We start from the raw sequence: 15,843 nt of genomic DNA, 5'->3' as shown, positions 1-15,843 counted from the left end.
CGGCGGCCGGACCGAGCAGCGGGGCCGCCCGGTCGGCCGCCCTGGCTGCCCTGGCCGCGCGGGCCGCCGTCAGCCGAAGTCCTCCCGCAGCGCGTCCACCCGGGCGACGGCCTCCGTGAAGGCCGCACGGTCGAGGCCGCCGGAGTCCAGGGCGGCCGCCAGGGCGGTGGTGGCGTCCTCGCCCTGCTGGGGGTCGCGGGCGGAGCAGAGGATCAGGTCCATCCCGGCCGCCGCGGCGGCGACGGCACGCGAGCCGGTCGGACCGTACGGCGTGAGGGCGTCGGCCTCCAGGGCGTCGGTGACGGTGACGCCTTCGAAGCCCAGGCGCTCACGGAGTTCGCCCTGGACCACGGTGGGCGACAGCCCGGCCGGGCGGTCCGGGTCCAGCGCCGGGTAGACCGCCCAGGAGGCCATCACCATCCGCACGCCCGCGGCGATGGCGGCCCGGTACGGGGCCTCGTCGCGGGAGCGCAGCCGGTCCAGCGGGACGGGGAGGGTGACGGGGCGGGCGTCGGTGTTCTCGTCCCGGGCCGCCGCGCCCAGGCCGGGGAAGTGCTTGGCGGTGGCCGCCACCCCCCGGCTCTGCTGCTCGGCGAGGAAGGCGCTGCCCAACGCGCCCACCGTGGACGGGTCCTGGCCGTAGGAGCGCTCGTAGCGGTCGATGAAGTTGCCCGGGGTGTCGTAGACGTCGAGCACCGGGGCGAGGTTGACGTTCAACCCGGCGTCGCCGAGCGTTCCGGCGGCACCGGCGCCGGAGTCCACGGCGGCGGCGAACGGATCCGGGGCCGTCCCGGTGCGGCGGGCAGAGAGTTCCGGCGCCCCCGGCAGCCGGCGCACCTTGCCGCCCTCCTGGTCGGTCATCAGCAGCAGCGGGCGCGCGTCCGGGGCCTCGGCGGCGGCCTGCTTCAACGCGGCCACCGCCTCGGCCAGTTGCTCCGGACCGGTGACGTTCTCACCGAACAGGATCACCCCGGCCGCCCGGCCCTCCCGGATCGCCCGCAGCACCCCGGGCGGCGGGGTCGGGCCGGGGTAGGAGAGCACGATGCGCCGGCCCGCGAGTTGACGCGCGTCCTGGTGCCGTCCGGTCATCGCCGGGTTCCTCTCGTCGGGGAGCCCTCTCCCGCGCGTCACCGACCCGGCGGGGACGGGGCCGAGCACGGCCGCCACCACCAGCACCACCGACGTCAACCGGGCGATCCGCCGTAACGGGGCCATCCGTCCCTCCAGGGTCAGCAACGGCATACGGTCCGTCAGCGTACCCAGGAACCCGCCGGACGGCAGCCCGCACACCACCGGCCCCGCCACCGCCCCCCGCCACCGGCACCGGCACCGGGGCCGGGGCCGGGGCCGGGGCCGGGCCCTGTTGGCCCCCGGCGCGTGCGGTGGGCCTCAGACGGCGTGCTCGACGAACTCGCCGCAGTCGTGGAAGCCCAGGCGGCGGTAGACCGGCCGGCCTTCCACCGAGGCCTGGAGGACGGCGATCCGCTGCCCGTGGGCGCGGGCCGTCGCCAGGGCGGCGAGGGTGACGGCGCCGCCGTAGCCGCGTCGGCGGTGGGCGGCCAGCGTGGCGATGTTGTAGATCCCGGCGACCCCCGCGTGCAGGAGGACCTCGGCCGAGCAGACCGGCCGGTCGTCGACGTAGCCGACCAGGTAGCGGGCCGGACAGTCGTCGGCGAGTGCCGACTCCGCCGCACGGGTGAAGAACCGCCGCACGGTGGCGGCCGGCGGGTCCCAGTTCGCGGCCACCACCGAGGCGTGGTCGGCGAGGCCTTCGGGTGTGGTCACGGCGCGGATGTCGAGCCCGGTGACGTGCTCGGGCGGTGGGACGTCGTCCAGGAGCGCCCACATGGCCGTCTCCCGCTCGGACGCCTCCAGGCCGGCGGCGCTCAGGCGGGCGGACAGGTCCGCCGGGGTCGAGGCCGGGCCGACCCACCACGAGAACGGGCGCCCCCTGGCGGCCAGGTCCCGGACGGTGTCGGCGATCCGCGCGTCGGCGGTGTCCGGGCGGAAGCGGGCCAGGGCGACGATGTTGAAGGTGTCGTCGTCGAGGCCGCTGTCGGCGACCGTCAGGTCGTCCGCGTCGGCGACGGTCATGCCCGCGGTACGGCGGTGCAGGTGACAGGCGTGCTCGGCCAGGTTCCGCTCCATCCTGGCCAGCAGGTCGGCTCGCTCCGGTGCAGCGGGTTTCGTCGTCCTCATGGTGGTCGATTCGATCACGCAGAAGCCGGGCGGGCACCCGAATTGCGGCCGGCCGAGGCCCGGCGGACCAACTCCCCCAGGACGGCGATGCCTTCGGCGATGTCGCCCGGCGGGCCGGCCGCGTAGCCGAGCACCAGACCGGGCGGGAACGGCAGGCGGGCGTGCCAGGACAGGGGCTGGACCTTGACGCCGCGGGCGAGCGCCGCGGTGGCCAACTCCACGTCACTGCATCCGAGTTGCTCCGGCAGGGTGAGCATCAGGTGCAGCCCGGCGGCCGCGCCGTGCACGGTCGCGGCGGGGAGGTGGGTACGGACGGCGGCGATCATCGCGTCCCGGCGGCGACGGTGGCGGCGGCGCAACAGCCGCAGGTGGCGCTCCAGTTCACCGGATTCCATCAGTCGGGCGAGCACCAGTTGGGGCAGCACCGGGTTGCCGAGGTCCGCGAAGCGCTTGGCGTCGAGGACGGCCGCACGCAGCGGCGGCGGCACCAGCAGCCAGCCGGTGCGCAGCGGCGGCGGCACCAGCAGCCAGCCGGTGCGCAGCGCCGGGGCGAGCAGTTTGGAGGTGCTGCCCGCGTAGCAGACCCGGTCGGGCAGTTCGGCCCGCAGCGCGGGGACGGGCGGGCGGTCGTAACGGTGCTCGGCGTCGTAGTCGTCCTCGACGACCAGACCGCCCTCGCCCGCCCAGCGCAGGAGTTCACGGCGCCGCTCGCCGCCGAGGACGACACCGGTCGGGTACTGGTGGGCGGGGGTGAGCAGCACGGCGGGGGCGCCGGTGGCGCGCAGCGCGTCGACCCGGATGCCCTCGGCGTCCACCGGGACGGGCGGGGTGGCGGCGAGCCAGTGGGCGAGGTGCTGGCGGGCGCCGAGCGAGCCCGGATCCTCGACCGCGACCTCGGTGATGCCCATCCGGCCGAAGGCCCGGCCGAGCAGTGCGAGCGACTGGGCCGTCCCGGCGACCACGAGCACCTCCTCCGGGTCGGCGCGGATGCCCCGGTTGCGGGCGAGCCAGTGGGCGACGGCCTGCCGCAGGGCGGGGGTGCCGCGGACGTCCCCGTAGCCGAGGTCGGCCGCGGCGAGGCCGTCGAGGACGGCCCGTTCGGCCCGCAGCCAGGCGGCGCGGGGGAACGCGGCGAGGTCGGGCACGCCGGGGGTGAGGTCGATCCGGGCGGGGGTGGCGCGCAGGTGGTCGAACACCTCGGGGTCGGGGTCGTCCCGGAACAGCGCGGGTGCCGGGCGGGCCGGCGCAGCGGCGGAGACCGAGCTGGGAACCTCGGTGGGAACCGCGGCTGGCGGCAACGCGACCACGACAGTCCCGCCCCGGCCCCGCCCGGCGAGCTGCCCCGCCTCGGCGAGCCGCCGGTAGGCATCGGTCACCACGCCCCGGGAGACGCCGAGTTCGGCCGCGAGCACCCGACTGGCGGGCAGTCGGGTGCCGGCGGGCAGCAGCCCGTCGGCGACGGCCTCGCGCAACCGGCGGGCCAGCCAGTCGGTGAGGCCGCCGGGCGGGGCCTCGGCGGCATCGAGCTGGAGGAAGTCGACACCGGTCTCCCCGACCTCCCCGGCCGGTCCGGCCTCTTTGGACCTGTCGTTCGCGGCGGCTTTGGACCTGTTCACCGGTCCATACTGACGCGAGGGTTGAGCCATGACCACCGAAACGACCCCGCTCCCCGCCACCCCGTACGTCCACGGCTACTCCGACACCGAGGCGCAGCGCCTCGGCGACCAGGCCGACACCCTCGCCGAGCTGCTGCACTCGGGCACCGCCTACCCCACGGGCAGCCGGGTACTGGAAGCGGGCTGCGGGGTGGGAGCGCAGACAGCGCACCTGCTCGCCACCAGCCCGGGCGTGCTGCTCACGGCGGCGGACGTCTCCGCGCAGTCGCTGGACCAGGCCCGGGCCCGGATCGCCGCCGCGGCGCCGGCCGCCCAGGTCACCTGGCACCACGGCGACCTGCACCGACTGCCCTTCCCGGACGGCGCGTTCGACCACGTCTTCCTGTGCTTCGTACTGGAGCACCTGCCCGACCCGACGGCCGGGCTGGCCGCGCTGCGGCGGGTGCTGCGGCCGGGCGGCACGATCACGGTGATCGAGGGCGACCACGGATCGGCCTTCTTCCACCCGGAGACCCCGGCAGCCCGCCGCACCGTCGACCACCTGGTCCGGCTCCAGGCCGGGGCGGGCGGCGACGCCCTGGTGGGGCGCCGGCTGCACCCGCTGCTGACGGCGGCCGGGTTCGCGGACGTGACGGTCCGCCCGCGGACGGTCTACGCCGACGACGGCCGCCCGGCCCTGGTGGAGGGCTTCACCCGGCGGACCTTCGTCCCGATGGTCGAGGCAGTCCGACCGGAGGCCCTGGCCGCCGGGCTCACCACCCCGGAGGCCTTCGACCGCGGCATCGCCGACCTGCGCCGGGCGGCCGAACCGGGCGGGACCTTCCACTACACCTTCTTCAAGGCGGTCGCGGTCAAGCCGGAGTAGACCCCCGACCACCGCACCGCACCGCACCGCACCGCACCGCACCGGGGAAAACGCCTCGCACCCGGGCCCGGAGCACTGCGAGGATCCGGGAAATGGGAACGGACATCCACGGCTTCATCGAGTACCGCTGCACGCACGGCGCACCTGTGGACGACGCCGACGAGGACACCGTCTGGAGCGTGGCGCTGGACCTCTACGCGCTGTACTGCGGCCGGAACTACGACGAGTTCGGCTGCCTCTTCGGGGTCCGCAACCTCGCGGGCTTCCGGCCGCTCGCCCCGGACCGGGGCCTGCCCGAGGAACTGCCCGAGGAGACGCGTACGGCCTTCGGGGCGTCCGAGGTCGACTTCCACAGCCCGACCTGGATCAGCTGGGCGGAACTGGCGGCGGTGGACTGGGACGAACCGGCCGAGCGGGCGGACGAGCGGGTCCACGTGTACGGCCCTGGGCCGGACGGGGCCTTGGTCCGACACACGAAGTACTCCGTCGACCACGGCGGCCGGGTCGAGGGGGACGAGTGGTGGGTCGGCGACCAACTCCACCGCATCGCGCGGCTGACCCGGCGCGACGCCGTACCACCGAACGGGCCGTGGGCGCCGGTGTTCGCGGTGATGCGGACCCTGGCAGACCTACACGGGCCGGACAACGTGCGGCTCACGGTGTGGTTCGACTCGTAGCACCCGCCACCGAAGGGCCCGGCGGAGGGCCCGCCGGAGGGCCCGGCACCGGGGTCGGCCCGTTCGGCAGCAGGCCGAGTTCCGTCATCCGTTCGGCGATCAGGTCATTGCACTCCCGGATGCCGGGCACGGGCTCCGGCGACGCGTCGCGGATCGCCTTGATCGCGTGGACGTGGCGCCGTACGGCGAGGTGTTCGTCGACCGTGCGACGGACGTCGGCGGGGAGTGCGGTCCAGAGGGGGTGGTCCATGGCCGCCATCCAAGGCGGGGCGGCCCGCCCCGGCAATCGGTTTACGGGCCGGGGCGGTTCACCCGGCGACCCGGCCGGTCAGCCGGCCGGGTCGTCCCCGAGGTCGGCGAGCAGCGCGCGCATGGCGTCGACGAGCGCGGCCCTGCGGGCCTCGTCGAGTCCGGTGAGCATGCGGTGCTCGGTGGCGATGTGGTCGGGGAGGGCGCGGTCGATCAGGGCGTGGCCCTCGGGGGTGAGTTCGACGTCGCGGCTGCGGCGGTCCTGGTCGCTGCGGGTCCGGGTGACCAGACCGCGGGCTTCCAGGCGGTCGAGGCGCTGGGTGATGGCACCGGAGGTGACCATGGCGGACTGCATCAGGCCGGTGGGGGTGAGGCGGTAGGGCGGGCCGCTGCGTTTGAGGGTGGCGAGGACGTCGAACGAGGGCGCGTCCAGGCCGTGTTCGGCGAAGGTGCGGTTGAGTTCGGCGTCGACGAGGCGGTAGAGGCGCTTGAGCCGGCCGAACACCTCCATCGGGGAGACGTCCAGGTCGGGGCGCTCGGCGCCCCATTGCGCGACAACGCGGTCGAGATGATCTGCCACGGGTTCAGGGTAAGCGATGCCCGTCGGATTCCTTAGCGATGAGGTAACTGTGAGCCACATCACCGGTGGGATCCGCCGAAGAATGCCTTAGCGCTGAGATACATTGGCTTAGTGCTAAGCAATCGCCTCGCCGTCCTGCTGACGACGGCCCTCGCACCCGCGGTCTGGGGGACGACCTACCTCGTCACCACCGAACTGCTCCCGCCCCACCGCCCGCTCCTCGCCGCCGTCATCCGCTGCCTGCCCGCCGGACTGCTGCTGATCGCCCTCACCCGCGCCCTGCCCAAGGGCGACTGGTGGTGGCGCGCCCTCGTCCTCGGCGCCCTCAACATCGGCGCCTTCCAGGCCCTGCTGTTCATCGCCGCCTACCGCCTCCCGGGCGGGATCGCCGCCACCGTCGGCGCCGTCCAGCCCCTGGTCACCGCCGGGCTCTCGGCCGCCCTGCTCGGCGACCGGCTCACCCTGCGCACCGTGCTCTCCGGCATCGCCGGGGTGGCGGGCGTCAGCCTGCTGGTGCTGCGCGCCGGCGCCCGGCTGGACGCGGCCGGGGTGGCCGCCGCGCTCGGCGGCGCGGTGGTGATGGCCTTCGGCGTCGTGCTCTCCAAGCGCTGGGTCTCCCCCGCACCGCTGCTCGCCACCACCGGCTGGCAACTCACCGCCGGCGGCCTGCTGCTGGTGCCGGTCACCCTGCTGAGCGAGGGCGCCCCGCCCACCCACTACACCGCCGACAACCTGCTCGGCTACGCCTACCTCTGCCTGATCGGCGCGGCCCTCACCTACGCCGTCTGGTTCCGCGGGCTGCGCTCGCTGCCGCCGACCTCGCTGTCCTTCCTCTCCCTGCTCAGCCCGGTGGTCGCCACCCTGGCCGGCTGGCTGGTGCTCGGACAGGACCTGAGCCCGCTGCAGGCGCTCGGCGCGCTGGTCGTCCTCGGCTCGCTGATCGTCGCCCAGACCCAGCGGCCCCGCCGGGCCGCCCCACCGCCCACCGGACCGGGCCCGGGACCGGACCTCCGGCCGGACCCGGTGCGCGAGAACGCCTGACCCGGCACCTCGCACACCGCACACCGCACACCGCACGACACACCACCCCTGCCCCGTCCCAGTCCCGTTCAGAGGAACCGAGGAGAGACCTTCATGCGCATCACCGTGTTCGGCGCCACCGGCAACGTCGGCCGACGGGTCGTGACCGAGGCGCTCGCCCGCGGCCACGAGGTGACGGCCGTCGTCCGCGACCCCGCCAAGCCGCACGGCCTGCCGGCCACCGTCACGCTCGCCGTCGGCGATGCCGGCGAGCCCGCCGACGTCGCCCGGATCGTCGCCAGCCAGGACCTGGCGGTCACCGCCACCCGCCCGGCGCCCGGCCGTGAGCACGAGCTGGCGGCCACCACCCGGGGTCTGCTGGCCGGCCTCGCCGGGACCGGCGTGCGCCTGCTCGCCGTCGGCGGGGCCGGCAGCCTGACCGTACCGGGCACCGACGGCACGATCCTGGTGGAGTCGCCCGGCTTCCCCGCGGAGATCCGGCCGATCGCCCTGGCCTGCGGCGAGCAGCTGGAGCTCTACCGCGCGGACGGGGAGGTCGACTGGACGTACCTGAGCCCGGCCGCCCTGCTCGAACCCGGGGTGCGCACCGGCCGGTTCCGGCTCGGCCGGGACGAGCTGCTGGTAGACGCCGACGGCAACTCGGCGATCTCCATGGAGGACCTCGCCGTCGCGCTGCTGGACGAGGCGGAGCGGCCCGTGCACCGACGTGCCCGGTTCACCGCCGCTTACTGAGCCGCCCTCCGGAACCGCACCCACCCGAACCACCCGCCGGAACCGCACCCGCCCGAACCACCCGCCCGAACCGCTGCTGAAACGCCCCCCGCCGGGCCCGTGGTGCTGGATACCCCCGCCCGGGGGTGTATCCAGCACCACCCCGAAGGCGGTCTCCTGCCTCATCGTGCGTCAGCCGTCCGGCGGGACATGATCGTTCCCGTGAACACCACCGCATCCCACGGCCGCCGCGCCGCCGCCGCCCTCGCCGCCGCGCTCCTCGCCGGCCTCGCCCTGCCCGCCACCGCGAACGCCGACTCCGGCCGCAATCCGGGGGACTCCGACCGTGTCCCCGCCCGCTACGCCCGGCAGGCGCTCGACTGGCAGCCCTGCGCGGGGCAACCGGCCCTGGAGTGCGCCACCATGGCCGTCCCGCGCGACTGGCACCACCCCGGCGCCGGCGCCGACCTGAGCATCGCCGTCTCCCGGCACCGCGCCACCGACCAGGCCCACCGCAAGGGCGCGCTGATGGAGACGGCCGGCGGCCCGGGCGGGCAGGGCCTGCTGCGCCCGATGGACCTCGCCCAGGGCGCCCCCGCGGTGGCCGCCGCGTACGACATCGTCAGCTTCGACCAGCGCGGCGTCGGCCGCAGCACCCACGTCGCGTGCCAGACCCCGGAGGAGTTCCAGGAGTTCCTGGCCGGGGACTACCGCGACCGGTCCCCGGAGGCGGTCGACCGGGTCATCGCCAACTCCCGCAAGCTGGTGGAGGGTTGCGAGAAGAACAGCGGCGACCTGCTGCCCTACCTGACCACCGAGCAGACCGCACGCGACATGGACCTGTACCGCTCGCTGCTCGGCGAGAAGAAGATCAGCTACTACGGCGCCTCCTACGCCACCATGATCGGCGCCTACTACGGGACGCTCTTCCCGCACCGGGTCGAGCGGATGGTGCTGGACAGCAACATCGGCTTCGACGGCACCTGGGAGCAGTACGAACTGGGCCAGCCGATGAGCTTCCAGCGCCGCTTCGAGGAGGACTTCCTGCCCTGGATGGCCGCCCGGGACGCCACCTACCACTGGGGCTCGACCCCGGCGGAGGTCGGAGCCCACTGGGAGCAGCGGCGCGCCGCCCTGCACGACGCGCCGATCACCGACGGGTCGTTGACGCTCGGCCCCAACCAGTTGGACAACGGCACGATCAACGCGATCTACAGCGAGAAGGCCTTCCCCCTGCTGGCGAGCGGACTGACCGCGCTGGACGACTGGCAGCAGGCCGATCCGGCCGCCAAGGAGACCGCCCGCCGGCTGTTCGGCCAGTACCTCAGCCCGGAGTTCCTCGCCGAGTACTTCTCGGTGACGTGCGGCGACACCCCGTGGACGAAGGACCTGGACACCTGGATCGAGCGCGGCGCGGAGAACACCGCGCGCTACCCGCTGATCGGTGCCCGCACGCTCGCGTTCAGCTCGGTCTGCGCGCTCTGGCCGACCGCCCCGGCGCCCGAGGTCAAGGTCACCGGCGCCCACCTGCCGCCGGTGCTGATGCTCAACTCGCTGCACGACCCGGCGACGTACTACGAGGCGGCGCTCGGCGCGCACCGGGCGCTGCGCGGCTCCCGGCTGGTGACGGTCACCAGCAACGGCAACCACGGCCAGTACCCGGGCTCCGACCCGTGCGTCACGGACACCGTCGAGCGGTACCTGCTGGACGGCCGCGCGCCCGAGCACGACCTCACCTGCCCGGCGCCGCAGGCCGGTTGAGCCCCGGGGCACCGCGGCCGACCGGCCCGACCGGGCCGGTCAGGAGCGGGACTGTCAGGAGCGGGGCTTCGGCCGGAGCTTGCCGCGCAGGTGCTCGGCGGCCACGGCCAGGACGAGGAAGCCGCCCATCGACAGCTTGATCCCGGCCTTGGCGACGATCCAGCCGATGCCCGGGACGGTCCAGCCCAACCAGTGGAGCCCGGCCAGCATCGCCGCGCAGCCGCAGACGATCGCCAGCACGGTGGCACCGACGGCGGCGGCCCGCGAGAGTTCGCGCGGGCCGTCGTCGCCGTGCTCGCCGGCCTCCGAAGTGGCCTCCGCCGCAGTCCCGTTGGCGGTGTCGTCCGCCGCCGCTCCGGCCGTCCCGTTCGTACCCCGATCACCCATGCAGGTGATCATACGGCCTCACCGGTGGGAGTGGTGGGTGTCCCCGAGGTGCTCCCCGGTCTCGTCATCGGGGAAGCTGACGGCCATGGTGACCCGGTACTCGAAGACGTCGTGCCGGTGCCCGGGCACCCGCGCCCAGGCGAGCGAGTGCACCTCGGCCTCCGGGGCCTGCCGGCACCAGGCGGCGGCCTCCTCCAGGGCGCGCGCTGCCGAACGCCCGGTGCACACCACGGCGGTGTAGGCGGCGACCGCGACGTCCCCGCCGGTGGTGCGGCCGCTGCGCGACACCGCCCGGACGGCGGCGGCGGCCTGGGTCAGGTCACGGGCCAGGTCGTCCACCACCCGAGGGGGTGCCGGCAGGACCACCGCCCCCTCGGCGACGGTCTCCGGCAGGTTCGCGCTCACGGCTTCGGCCTCCATCCACATGGTCACGCGGCACAGCATGCCGGACCGGGATTCCTGGCATGCCCACTTTCACCTGAACGTCATCCGTCCAGGGCCGAGTTGGGGACGCCCCCTGGCGCCCGACCGTCCGTCCTGCTAGGGAAGGCCGCCCACGGGGGCGGGCATCGGGCCAGGTCAGCGGGGTTCGCGACGGGCGCCGCCGGGGAGCCCGAAACGACGCCCACGCACCACCCCCGCGCTTCGAACCGCCCGTCCGACCGCCGGGGCGCCCGGCCGCCCGGCGTTGGCCCCACGGCCAACTCCCTTTACCGGCGGCGGAGATGGAGCGCGGAGCGGGCGCCGCGCGACGACTCCGGGCCGACCGGCCCTCGGCCGGGACGCCGCGTTCACCCGTCGTCGGGTTCGCGGCCGCCTCCCGTCCATCCTGGACCTGTCAGATCGTCGTGATACTAATCGTTGCGGCGGCGGGCGCCGCCGATTCGGCGGGCGGGCACGATGACGAAGGCTCAACCGTTCCGGGAGGGTCCGGACGGCGACGGGGAGGGGCAGCAGATGGCGGCGAGGATCGGCAGTGCCAAGGGCGGGCGGAAGGTACGGATCGGCAAGCGGGTCACCGGCACGGCGGCCGCGTTCGCCGCGCTGGCCGCGCTGACCGGCTCTCAGGTGTCGGGCCTCGGGCTCGCCCCGGCCGCCGCCGCCGACACCGGGCAGTCGCAGGACGCCACCGCGCAGTCCGCGAGCGGCTCCACCACCCCCTTCGGCGGTCCGGCCGCCGGAGTCCCGGGCACCGCGGCCGACGGCGGCAGCGCCGTCCAGCTGCCGCAGCCGCCCGGCACCCAGCCCGGCCTGCCCGCGGCCGGCCCGTTCACCGCCAACGGGCCCTCGCTGCCCGCCACCGTCTTCGCCGCGTACCAGAAGGCCGAGGCCTCACTCGCGCAGCGTTCGCCGGGCTGCCACCTGCCCTGGCAGCTGCTGGCGGCGATCGGCCAGGTCGAGTCCGGCCAGGCGAACGGCGGCAAGGTGGACGCCGCCGGCACCACGCTCACCCCGATCCTCGGCCCGGTGCTGGACGGCAACGGCTTCGCCGCGATACCCGACACCGACGGTGGCCGCTACGACGGCGACTCCCGTTGGGACCGCGCGGTCGGCCCGATGCAGTTCATCCCCTCCACCTGGGCCTCCTGGGGCGTGGACACCACCGGCAAGGGCACGGCCGACCCGAACAACATCTTCGACGCGGCCGAGGCCGCCGGGCGCTACCTGTGCGCGGGCGGCCGGGACCTCTCCGACCCGGCCCAGCTGGACCGGGCGATCCTCAGCTACAACAACTCCACCGAGTACCTGCGCACCGTCCGCAACTGGATGGCGCACTTCGGCAGCGGCCAGGTGACCACGGTCGCGGACCGCCCGGGCGTTCCGACCCTGCCCGGCTCGACGCCCTCGCCCTTCCTCCGGCCCTCCGGCAGCACCGGCACCGCGGGCACCACCCCGACCGGCGGCACCGGCACCGGCACCGGCCCGACGCCGGGCGGCCAGCCGACGGTGCCTCCGGTGACGCCGACTCCGACGCCGTCCGCGCAGCCCACCGGCACGCCGACGCCGAGCGGTTCGCCCTCGCCCTCCGCCAGCCCGACGGCCACCCCGAGCGGCACACCGACGACGACTCCGAGCACCACGCCGACCGGCAGCGCCTCCCCGACGGCCACGCCCAGCGGTACGCCGTCCGGCACCCCGACCGGCACGCCGACGTCCTGCCCGAGCCCGACCGCGACCGCGACGCCCACCGGAACGGCCACGCCGAGCGGTTCGCCCTCGCCCACCGCCGGCCCGACGGCCACCCCCACCGGCACCCCGTCGGCCGCCCCGACCACCGCCCCGAACTGCGCGACGCCCACCCCCAGCGGCAGCCCGAGCGCCACCGCGACCCCCAGCGCCACCTCCTCCGCCGCGCCGACCAGCACGCCGACCGGCACGCCGAGCGCCTCGCTCTCGCCCTCCCCCTCGGCGAGCGCGAAGAAGTAGCACCCGCGCACGCACCGCACCCAACCGCCGACGGCGGCAGAACGGCCCGACCGGCCGGACTGCCGCCGTCCGCACCTCCGGGACGCGAACGCCGTCGGGGCCGAGCTCCTACAGCTCCAGGTGCCGCGCGGCCCGGTGCACCCGCCAGCGGCCGAGCATCCCGTGCAGCTCGTCGATCATGAACTCGAAGAAGGCCGCGCTCTCCGCGAGCCGCTCCCCCGCGACCGTGCCCCGGCCGACGGTCACCTCCCCCTCCTTCAACACCCCGATCCAGCGCAGCAGCAGTTCGTCCCGCCGGGTCAGCGACTCGAACCAGACGTCGTTGAGCACCCGGTAGCGGTCGCGGCGGGAGCCCGGCTCGCGCTCCTTGGCGACCAGACCGACCTGGATCAGGTAGCGCATCCCGCCGGAGACGGCCGCCGGGCTGATCTGCAGCCGCTCGGAGAGCTCGGCGGAGGTCAGCACACCGCTCTCCTCGGCCATCAGGCAGGAGAAGATCCGGGCGGGCATCCGACCCATGCCGGCGACCACCAGCTCGGCCGCAAACCGCTCCACGAAGTCGGCCACGGCCTGGTACTCGTGCCACCTGCCCGGCACCGGCGCCGCCCCCTGCTCCACGCCCTGCTCCGCACTCCGCTCCGGTTCCCGTTCCACCGCTCTCCCCTTTCCCGGAGATCATCCGCCCACTGACCGAACTTTAACGCCTTCCCAATATTCACGTTTTTCTGAAACTACGGTAGCTTCGAAAGCATGACCAAGGCCATCATCCTGTCCGGCCTGCGCAAGACCTTCGGCCGGACCACCGCGCTGGACGGCCTCGACCTCACCGTCGAGACCGGCGAGGTCCACGGCTTCCTCGGCCCCAACGGCGCCGGGAAGTCCACCACCCTCCGCGTCCTGCTCGGCCTGCTGCGCGCCGAGGGCGGCAGCGCCCGGCTGCTCGGCAAGGACCCGTGGCGCGACGCCGTCGAGTTGCACCGCCGCCTCGCCTACGTCCCCGGCGACGTCGAGTTGTGGCCCAACCTCACCGGCGGCGAGGCGATCGACCTGCTCTGCCGACTGCGCGGCCGGCCCGACCCCCGCCGCCGGGACGAACTGGTCGAGCGCTTCGACCTCGACCCGACCAAGAAGGGCCGCAGCTACTCCAAGGGCAACCGGCAGAAGGTCGCCATCGTCGCCGCACTCGCCTCCGACGCCGAGCTCCTGCTGCTGGACGAGCCGACCTCCGGCCTGGACCCGCTGATGGAGGTGGTCTTCCAGGACGTCGTCCGGCAGGCCAAGGACCAGGGCCGCACCGTCCTGCTCTCCAGCCACGTCCTGGACGAGGTGGAGAAGCTGGGCGACCGGGTCAGCATCATCCGCCGGGGCCGGGTGGTGCAGAGCGGCACCCTGTCCGAACTGCGCCACCTCACCCGCACCACCGTGGAGGCGGAGACCGACCGGCCCGTCACCGGACTGGACGCGCTGCCCGGGGTGCACGCCCTGCGCACCGAGGGGCGCCGGGTCCGCTTCGCCGTGGACGGCACCCGGCTCGACGCCGCGGTACGGATGCTGAGCGAGGCCGGACTGCGCACCCTGGTCAGCCACCCGCCCACCCTGGAGGAGCTCATGCTGCGCCACTACGGCGACGAGCTGGCCGCCAACGGGCACCGCCCCGACCCCGAGGCCGTCCGATGACCGCCACCACCGCCCCCACCGCCCGGGGCGCCGCCCCGGTCCGCCCCGGCGGGCCCGCCGCCCTGGCCGGCGCCGCCACCCTGCTGCGCTTCGCGCTGCGCCGCGACCGGGTACGGCTGAGCGCCTGGGTGCTCGGCCTCGGGCTGCTCACCCTGGCCACCGCCGACAGCGTCCACTCCGTCTACCCGACCGCCGCCGACCGGGCCTCCATCGCGCACGCCTCGGCCAGTCCCGCCGTGCTCGCCATGACCGGCCCGGCCCGCTACCTGGCCGACTACACCTGGGGCGCGATGCTCGGCCACCGGCTGCTGGGCCTGCTGGTCGTCCTCGCCGGTCTGCTGAACGTGCTGACCGTCATCCGGCACACCCGGGCCGAGGAGGAGGGCGGCCGCGCCGAGCTGGTCCGCTCGGCCGCCGTCGGCCGGCACGCCCAGCTCGCCGCCGCGCTGGCCGCCGCCGCGGTCGCCGACCTCGCCCTCGGCCTGCTGCTCGCCCTGGGCCTGCCCGCGCTCGGCATCCCCGGACTGGGCGCCGGCGGAGCGCTGCTCTACGGCGCCGCCACGGCCGTCGGCGGGCTGCTGTTCGGGGCCGTCGCCGCCGTCACCGCGCAGGTCTCCGCGCACGCCCGGACGGCCTCCGGGCTCGCCCTCGCCGTACTCGGCGCCGCCTACGCGCTGCGCGCCGCCGGGGACACCGGCCGGACCGGCCTCTCCTGGGCCTCCCCGATCGGCTGGCTCCAGCGCGGCTACCCCTTCGTCGAGGACCGCTGGTGGCCGCTGCTGCCCGCACTGGCGCTGGCCGCCGGCACGGCCGTGGCGGGGTTCGCGCTGAGCACCCGCCGCGACTTCGGCGCCGGGCTGCGCGCGGCCCGCCCCGGCCCGGCCACCGGCAGCGCCTTCCTGGGCACCCCGTTCGGCCTGGCGCTGCGGCTGCACCGCGGGCTGATCGGCGGCTTCGCGGCGGCCCTGCTGCTGCTCGGCGCGATGTACGGCTCGCTGCTCGGCGAGGCCGACTCGATGCTCCGGGACGTCGACCGGATCAAGGAGGCGCTGGCCCGGCTGGGCGGCCACTCCCTCGCCGACTCCTTCGCGGCGCTGACGATGCTGGTCGTCGCGGTGGTCGGCGGCGTCTACGCGGTGCTGGCGGCGCAGCGTGCGCGCGCCGAGGAGAGCGCCGGGCGGGCGGTGCCCGTGCTGGCCGCGGGGGTGTCGCGCTCCGGCTGGCTGGGCGGGCACCTGGCGGCGGCGCTGCTGGGCTCCGTCGTGGTGATGGTGGCGGCGGGCACGGGTTTCGGCCTGGCCGGGGCGCTGTCGACCGGCGACGGTGCCGTGTTCCTGCGGCTGCTGGGTGCGGCGCTGGTTTTCGTGCCCGCGCTGTGGGTGACGGTGGGCTTCGCGGCCGCCGTCCACGGTTGGCTGCCCCGGGCCACGGCGCTGGCCTGGGCCGTCCCGGCGTACGCGTTCGTGATCGGCTACCTGGGCCCGTTGCTGCAACTGCCCCGGGGGCTGGACGGGTTGTCCCCGTTCGGCCGGGTGCCCCGGCTCCCGGCGGCCCGGATGGACTGGGCGCCGCCGATCGTGCTGACCCTGGTCGCGGCCGCGCTGATCGCGCTGGCCCTGGCCGGGTTCCGGCGCCGCGACCTCGACTGAGGCG

General features: G+C 75.4%; 16 protein-coding genes. 8 read left to right on the top strand and 8 right to left on the bottom strand.

The annotated features are described in order from the left end of the window. Window positions 1–69: 69 nt before the first annotated feature. The 3 genes from ACFC1T_RS11885 to ACFC1T_RS11875 all read right to left on the bottom strand — a co-directional run bounded on the left by ACFC1T_RS11885 (window position 70) and on the right by ACFC1T_RS11875 (window position 3,815). Window positions 70–1,242: a glycoside hydrolase family 3 N-terminal domain-containing protein gene (locus ACFC1T_RS11885; RefSeq protein ID WP_375886841.1), complete on the bottom strand. Its 1,173-nt coding sequence runs from the start codon at window positions 1,240–1,242 to the stop codon at window positions 70–72. Between the two features lie 147 nt (window positions 1,243–1,389). Next, on the bottom strand, window positions 1,390–2,148 hold the full coding sequence (locus tag ACFC1T_RS11880) for a GNAT family N-acetyltransferase (protein WP_375887047.1): 759 nt from the start codon (window positions 2,146–2,148) through the stop codon (window positions 1,390–1,392). A gap of 65 nt (window positions 2,149–2,213) precedes the next feature. Then, window positions 2,214–3,815: a PLP-dependent aminotransferase family protein gene (locus tag ACFC1T_RS11875; RefSeq protein ID WP_375886838.1), complete on the bottom strand. Its 1,602-nt coding sequence runs from the start codon at window positions 3,813–3,815 to the stop codon at window positions 2,214–2,216. Between the two features lie 28 nt (window positions 3,816–3,843). Here ACFC1T_RS11875 and ACFC1T_RS11870 point away from each other — a divergent pair, with 28 nt between their 5' ends. Both ACFC1T_RS11870 and ACFC1T_RS11865 read left to right on the top strand, forming a co-directional pair. Next, entirely contained in the window at window positions 3,844–4,680 is an 837-nt protein-coding gene (locus ACFC1T_RS11870) for a methyltransferase domain-containing protein (protein ID WP_375886835.1), read from the top strand. A 92-nt stretch (window positions 4,681–4,772) separates the two neighbouring features. Further along, entirely contained in the window at window positions 4,773–5,357 is a 585-nt protein-coding gene (locus ACFC1T_RS11865; RefSeq protein WP_375886832.1) for a hypothetical protein, read from the top strand. Here ACFC1T_RS11865 and ACFC1T_RS11860 read toward each other — a convergent pair. Together ACFC1T_RS11860 and ACFC1T_RS11855 are read right to left on the bottom strand one after the other, a co-directional pair. After that, window positions 5,335–5,607 carry a hypothetical protein gene (locus ACFC1T_RS11860; protein ID WP_375886830.1) on the bottom strand — a complete coding sequence of 91 codons (273 nt, stop codon included), beginning with the start codon at window positions 5,605–5,607 and terminating at the stop codon, window positions 5,335–5,337. The two genes, ACFC1T_RS11865 and ACFC1T_RS11860, sit on opposite strands and share 23 nt — an antisense overlap. A gap of 78 nt (window positions 5,608–5,685) precedes the next feature. Next, window positions 5,686–6,186 (bottom strand): MarR family winged helix-turn-helix transcriptional regulator, encoded by a 501-nt coding sequence (locus ACFC1T_RS11855; RefSeq protein ID WP_375886828.1) that lies wholly within the window; start codon window positions 6,184–6,186, stop codon window positions 5,686–5,688. A 111-nt stretch (window positions 6,187–6,297) separates the two neighbouring features. On the opposite strand from ACFC1T_RS11855, the gene ACFC1T_RS11850 reads away from it, so the two are divergent. The 3 genes from ACFC1T_RS11850 (at window position 6,298) to ACFC1T_RS11840 (ending at window position 9,699) form a co-directional block, all read left to right on the top strand. Next, window positions 6,298–7,227: an EamA family transporter gene (locus ACFC1T_RS11850; protein WP_375886825.1), complete on the top strand. Its 930-nt coding sequence runs from the start codon at window positions 6,298–6,300 to the stop codon at window positions 7,225–7,227. 93 nt (window positions 7,228–7,320) lie between these two features. Beyond that, window positions 7,321–7,959, top strand: coding sequence for an NAD(P)-dependent oxidoreductase (locus ACFC1T_RS11845; protein ID WP_375886823.1), 639 nt, complete (start codon window positions 7,321–7,323; stop codon window positions 7,957–7,959). A gap of 201 nt (window positions 7,960–8,160) precedes the next feature. Continuing rightward, window positions 8,161–9,699, top strand: a complete 1,539-nt coding sequence (locus ACFC1T_RS11840; protein ID WP_375886821.1) for an alpha/beta hydrolase — start codon at window positions 8,161–8,163, stop codon at window positions 9,697–9,699. A gap of 54 nt (window positions 9,700–9,753) precedes the next feature. Here the strand turns inward: ACFC1T_RS11840 and ACFC1T_RS11835 are convergent, their stop codons facing one another. Together ACFC1T_RS11835 and ACFC1T_RS11830 are read right to left on the bottom strand one after the other, a co-directional pair. Next, complete coding sequence (locus tag ACFC1T_RS11835) at window positions 9,754–10,086, bottom strand: hypothetical protein (protein WP_375886818.1); 333 nt, start codon at window positions 10,084–10,086, stop codon at window positions 9,754–9,756. 18 nt (window positions 10,087–10,104) lie between these two features. Beyond that, window positions 10,105–10,518, bottom strand: a complete 414-nt coding sequence (locus ACFC1T_RS11830; protein ID WP_375886815.1) for a hypothetical protein — start codon at window positions 10,516–10,518, stop codon at window positions 10,105–10,107. A 525-nt stretch (window positions 10,519–11,043) separates the two neighbouring features. Between ACFC1T_RS11830 and ACFC1T_RS11825 the strand changes: the two genes are divergently transcribed. Next, window positions 11,044–12,513 (top strand): hypothetical protein, encoded by a 1,470-nt coding sequence (locus ACFC1T_RS11825; protein ID WP_375886814.1) that lies wholly within the window; start codon window positions 11,044–11,046, stop codon window positions 12,511–12,513. Window positions 12,514–12,621: 108 nt separating this feature from the next. Here ACFC1T_RS11825 and ACFC1T_RS11820 read toward each other — a convergent pair whose 3' ends face one another. Then, window positions 12,622–13,167 carry a GbsR/MarR family transcriptional regulator gene (locus tag ACFC1T_RS11820; RefSeq protein ID WP_375886811.1) on the bottom strand — a complete coding sequence of 182 codons (546 nt, stop codon included), beginning with the start codon at window positions 13,165–13,167 and terminating at the stop codon, window positions 12,622–12,624. Window positions 13,168–13,263: 96 nt separating this feature from the next. On the opposite strand from ACFC1T_RS11820, the gene ACFC1T_RS11815 reads away from it, so the two are divergent. Both ACFC1T_RS11815 and ACFC1T_RS11810 read left to right on the top strand, forming a co-directional pair. Then, window positions 13,264–14,190, top strand: a complete 927-nt coding sequence (locus tag ACFC1T_RS11815) for an ABC transporter ATP-binding protein (RefSeq protein WP_375886808.1) — start codon at window positions 13,264–13,266, stop codon at window positions 14,188–14,190. Beyond that, the gene (locus tag ACFC1T_RS11810; RefSeq protein WP_375886805.1) at window positions 14,187–15,839 is read left to right on the top strand and encodes an ABC transporter permease; all 1,653 of its coding nucleotides are present in this window, start codon (window positions 14,187–14,189) and stop codon (window positions 15,837–15,839) included. The genes ACFC1T_RS11815 and ACFC1T_RS11810 overlap by 4 nt, the downstream gene beginning before the upstream one ends. The last annotated feature ends 4 nt before the right edge of the window (window positions 15,840–15,843 follow it).

It is taken from the genome of Kitasatospora sp. NPDC056076 (assembly GCF_042266305.1).
Taxonomy (GTDB): Bacteria; Actinomycetota; Actinomycetes; order Streptomycetales; family Streptomycetaceae; genus Kitasatospora.
The sequence above is the reverse complement of the archived record's forward strand: the minus strand, read 5'-3'. Positions and strand labels throughout refer to the sequence as shown.